Source organism: Streptomyces sp. MB09-02B (genome assembly GCF_033794485.1).
Classification (GTDB): domain Bacteria; phylum Actinomycetota; class Actinomycetes; order Streptomycetales; family Streptomycetaceae; genus Streptomyces.
Window position 1 is genome coordinate 1 of the sequence record NZ_JARGEE010000609.1, and the last position, 4,124, is coordinate 4,124.

At 68.9% G+C, this 4,124-nt stretch carries 5 protein-coding genes; all 5 read right to left on the reverse strand.

Translation table 11 applies throughout. The features are described 5' to 3' along the window. Positions 1-138: 138 nt before the first annotated feature. The 5 genes from P1P70_RS41605 to P1P70_RS41625 all read right to left on the reverse strand — a co-directional run bounded on the left by P1P70_RS41605 (position 139) and on the right by P1P70_RS41625 (position 4,024). Entirely contained in the window at positions 139-1,218 is a 1,080-nt protein-coding gene (locus P1P70_RS41605; protein WP_319247239.1) for a lysophospholipid acyltransferase family protein, read from the reverse strand. Between the two features lie 14 nt (positions 1,219-1,232). Continuing rightward, entirely contained in the window at positions 1,233-2,300 is a 1,068-nt protein-coding gene (locus P1P70_RS41610; RefSeq protein ID WP_319247241.1) for an NAD-dependent epimerase/dehydratase family protein, read from the reverse strand. Positions 2,301-2,608: 308 nt separating this feature from the next. Beyond that, positions 2,609-2,707, reverse strand: coding sequence for a 30S ribosomal protein bS22 (locus P1P70_RS41615; protein ID WP_003948845.1), 99 nt, complete (start codon positions 2,705-2,707; stop codon positions 2,609-2,611). Between the two features lie 168 nt (positions 2,708-2,875). Continuing rightward, the gene (locus P1P70_RS41620) at positions 2,876-3,088 is read right to left on the reverse strand and encodes a helix-turn-helix domain-containing protein (RefSeq protein WP_007443703.1); all 213 of its coding nucleotides are present in this window, start codon (positions 3,086-3,088) and stop codon (positions 2,876-2,878) included. A gap of 129 nt (positions 3,089-3,217) precedes the next feature. Then, positions 3,218-4,024 (reverse strand): phosphatase, encoded by an 807-nt coding sequence (locus P1P70_RS41625; protein WP_319247244.1) that lies wholly within the window; start codon positions 4,022-4,024, stop codon positions 3,218-3,220. Positions 4,025-4,124 lie beyond the last annotated feature (100 nt).

Below are 4,124 nucleotides of genomic sequence, written 5' to 3' on the forward strand. Positions count from 1 at the left end.
CCCTCCCCCCCCTCCTCCCGGGCCTCCTGCCCGGCCTGGGCATCGACGGCGACAGCGGCGAATGACCCCGTAGTACGACGGTGGGGGCGCCCTTCTCGAAGAAGGGCGCCCCCACCGTCGTACGTCCGCCGGTCGACGCTAGAAGAACACCGACCGCCGCTGCACCAGCAACTTGTACAGGGTGTGCTGGATCTGCTCCCGTACCTGGTCGGTCAGGTTGAACATCAGCATCGGGTCCTCGGCGGCCTCCGGCGGATAACCGTCCGTGGGGATCGGCTCGCCGAACTGGATGGTCCACTTCGTCGGCAGCGGTACGGCGCCCAGCGGGCCGAGCCACGGGAAGGTCGGCGTGATCGGGAAGTACGGGAAACCGAGCAGCCGCGCGAGTGTCTTCGAGTTCCCGATCATCGGGTAGATCTCCTCCGCGCCCACGATCGAGCACGGAATGATCGGCGTCCCCGCCCGCAGGGCCGTGGAGACGAAGCCGCCCCGCCCGAACCGCTGCAGCTTGTAGCGGTCCCCGAAGGGCTTGCCGAGCCCCTTGAAGCCCTCCGGCATGACCCCGACCAGTTCGCCCTGCTGCAGCAGCCGTGAGGCGTCCTCCGCGCACGCCAGGGTGTGCCCGAGCTTGCGGGCGAGTTCGTTGACCACCGGCAGCATGAAGACCAGGTCCGCCGCGAGCAGCCGCAGATGCCGGCCCGTGGGGTGGTTGTCGTGCACGGCGACCTGCATCATCAGGCCGTCCAGCGGCAGCGTCCCCGAGTGGTTGGAGACGATCAGGGCGCCGCCGTCCGTCGGGATGTTCTCGATGCCCTTCACCTCGACCCGGAAGTACTTCTCGTACACCGGCCGCAGCAGGGACATCAGCACCTGGTCGGTGAGTTCGGCGTCGTAGCCGAAGTCGTCGACCTCGTAGTCGCCCGTGAGGCGCTTGCGCAGGAACGCGAGTCCTCCCGCGATCCGTCGCTCCAGTCCGCCGCCGTCCTGTGCCTCGGCGGCCTCCTGGGGCGGCTCCGGCTTCTCCCGTGTCACAGGGACATCATCCGTCCCCGCCGCCAGTCCGGGGAGGGCCTGGACCTCGCCGGATTCACGGACGTCCCGGACGACCGCGCTCTCGCCCTTGCGCCGACTCCCCGTGGTCCGGCGGCGCGGCGGGCGCTGTGCGGCACCCCCGCGCGTCCGGTCGTCGTCGAACGGAATGACCTTGGCATCCGCCATCGTTGATGCGCTCCTCAGTTGGCGCTCTGCGTCGGGGGTTGACCGCCACCCACGGTGGGCACGGGCAGGGCGGCGATCCGGTCGATGGCCCCAGCGAGGGCCTCGGGGGGCAGGAGGCCGGGCCCCCTGCTGCGCGCGAAGTCCGCGAACGTCTCCGCGGTGGTGTACCGGGCCCGGTAGCCGAGCGTCTCGCGCATCTGGTTGGTCGACACGACCCGCCCGTGCGTCAGCAGCCGCAGCTGCTCCGGGGAGAAGTCGGTGACGCCCAGCGTCCGGACCATGGAGCCGACCCAGCTGACCGCCGGCATCAGCAGTGGCACCGTCGGCCGGCCGAGACGCCGCGCGCACTGCGAGAGCAGCAGCACACCGTCGCCCGCGATGTTGAACGTGCCGCTGTTGAGGGTGCCGCGCGCCGGTTCGTGCGAGGCGATCCGCAGCACCTCGATGACGTCGTCCTCGTGCACGAACTGCAGCCGGGGGTCGTAGCCCAGCACGGTCGGCAGCACCGGCAGCGAGAAGTACGAGGCCAGCGGTGAATCGGCGCTCGGCCCGAGGATGTTCGCGAACCGCAGCACGCACACGGCCACGTCGGGGCGCCGCCGGGCGAACCCGCGGACATACCCCTCGACCTCAACGGTGTCCTTGGCGAAGCCGCCGCTGGGCAGCGACTTGGGCGGGGTGGTCTCGGTGAACACGGCCGGATCGCGGGGCGCGGAACCGTACACGTTCGTGCTGGACTTCACGACCAGCCGCTTGATCAACGGGGACTTCTGACAGGCACCGAGCAACTGCATGGTGCCGATGACGTTGGTCTCCTTGAGCGTGGTGCGGCCGCCGCTGCCCAGCGGGGTGCCCGTGACGTCCATGTGCACCACGGTGTCCACGTTCTGCTCGGCCAGCAGACGGGCTATGGCGGGCTGACGGATGTCGGCCTGCACGAAGTCCGCACCGCCCAGATGGTGTCCCGGCGGTACCGCGTCCACCGCGATGACCCGGTCGACCTGCGGGTCACGCTGGATCCGCCGGACGAACCGGCCTCCCAGCTGACGGGCCACACCGGTGACGAGCACGACCTTCCCCAAGATCAGCGCCTTCCTTCCAGCCGTCGCCTCACACAGGCGTAACTCTGCTCGTACTCTGCCGCGTTCCCCGTGCTCTCCGCGTTCCCCGTGTGCGGCCACGTTAGCGGGTCGGTGTTGCGCTGTGGTGACCGCGACCCCGTCAATGACCGGCAAAAACAATGACCGGTGAAACACCGCGACCCCCCACCGGAACCGGTGGGGGGTCGCGGCAACGCGTTCTTCAACAGCGCTCGCGCAAGAAAGCAAGGCGTACGGCCCCCTTACGCGAGGGGGGCCGGCCAGGACCCCGATCGCGGGGCCGGACCGCCTTACTTCTTGTTGCGACGCTGAACGCGGGTGCGCTTGAGCAGCTTGCGGTGCTTCTTCTTAGCCATCCGCTTGCGCCGCTTCTTGATAACAGAGCCCACGACTACCCTCGCTCACTTCTCATCACTCGGTGTTTGGGCGCCATGGGCCCATACGACCTACGAGGGGCCAGCCTACCCGTCCGAGCGCTGAGGTCGTAATCGAGGGGGAACCGGGGGTATCCCGGAGGTCCCGCGGGACCTCCGGGAGCCCCTCGGCCCCGATGGCCGTCAGGCCGTCTCCACCCCCACATAGCTCTCGCGGAGGTACTCGTGCACCGCTTGCTCCGGTACCCGGAAGGACCTGCCCACCCGGATCGCCGGCAGATGACCGCTGTGCACCAAGCGGTACACGGTCATCTTCGACACGCGCATCACCGCGGCGACTTCCGCCACGGTCAGGAACTGAACCTCGTTCAGAGGCCTCTCGCCAGCTGCAGCCATGACACACCTGAACCTTCCGCACTCGACGGCCACCGGCTTCCCCTTCCGGTGACTCTTCGTCGTTGCGTGCTCACTCCCCAATGTAGGGGCGGGTGATGCGAGTGGGGAAGAGGGGATGCCGTCGGCGGCCTACGGTGACAGACACGCTTGATTGAGTACGTAGCGGGTCAGCGGTCGGTAGTAATCAGACCGCACACCGTCATCAAGTGGAACGGCGACGGACACGCGCCCCTCCGCCTCCCCCACGAAGAGGGCCGGATCGTCCGTATCGGCGAGCCCGATCGCCTCGAACCCCAGCTGACCTGCCCCGCAGACCCATCCGTGGTCTCCCACCACGAGTTCCGGGAGCGGTCCGCCGGCCTCCGCGGCGGCCGCCAGAACCGTCCGAACCGGCAGCGGTGAATGCGTGTGCACGCCGGTCGCACAACCGGAGCGCAAGGCGGGCGCCTCACGGACCACAGCGACACCCCGTACGTAGTCAAGGTTGTACGTGCGTAGACCGAACCGGGTCGTTATGTCGACACGTCTACCCGTCGCTGGGGTGAGAACCTCACATCCCGCCGCCGACAGAGCGTCCGCCAAAGCGCTGTAGAAACCCAGCAGCCGATGCGGGTGCCCGGTCCCGAGGAGCACCGCCCCGCCACTCCGAGCGACCGCCCCGAGCCGTTCCGCAAAGCGGTCCAGCGCCCCCACCGTCAACTCCGGGTCGATCACATCCTGCCCTGATGTACACCCAGGATCGGCCGAAACCCCGCACCTCTCCGCCATCAAAGCGAGCACATCCCGCTGGCACCAGGCCATCTCCGGATCGATCCCGATCAGAACCCGAGGATCCCGAGCCGCGAACAACCGATAACTCCGCAGACTCACCTCCCGGCCGGTGGCGACCCGCCCGGCCAAAGACTCGGGGCTCCGCCCCGGACCCCGTTCGCGCAGTTCCCCGCGCCCCTGGGGAGGGGTTACGCCAACTGTGTGGTGGCACGGTGGTTTTCGGGATGCGGGGGCGGGGCGTGCGTCAGCATCGGAGCGGGGTGAG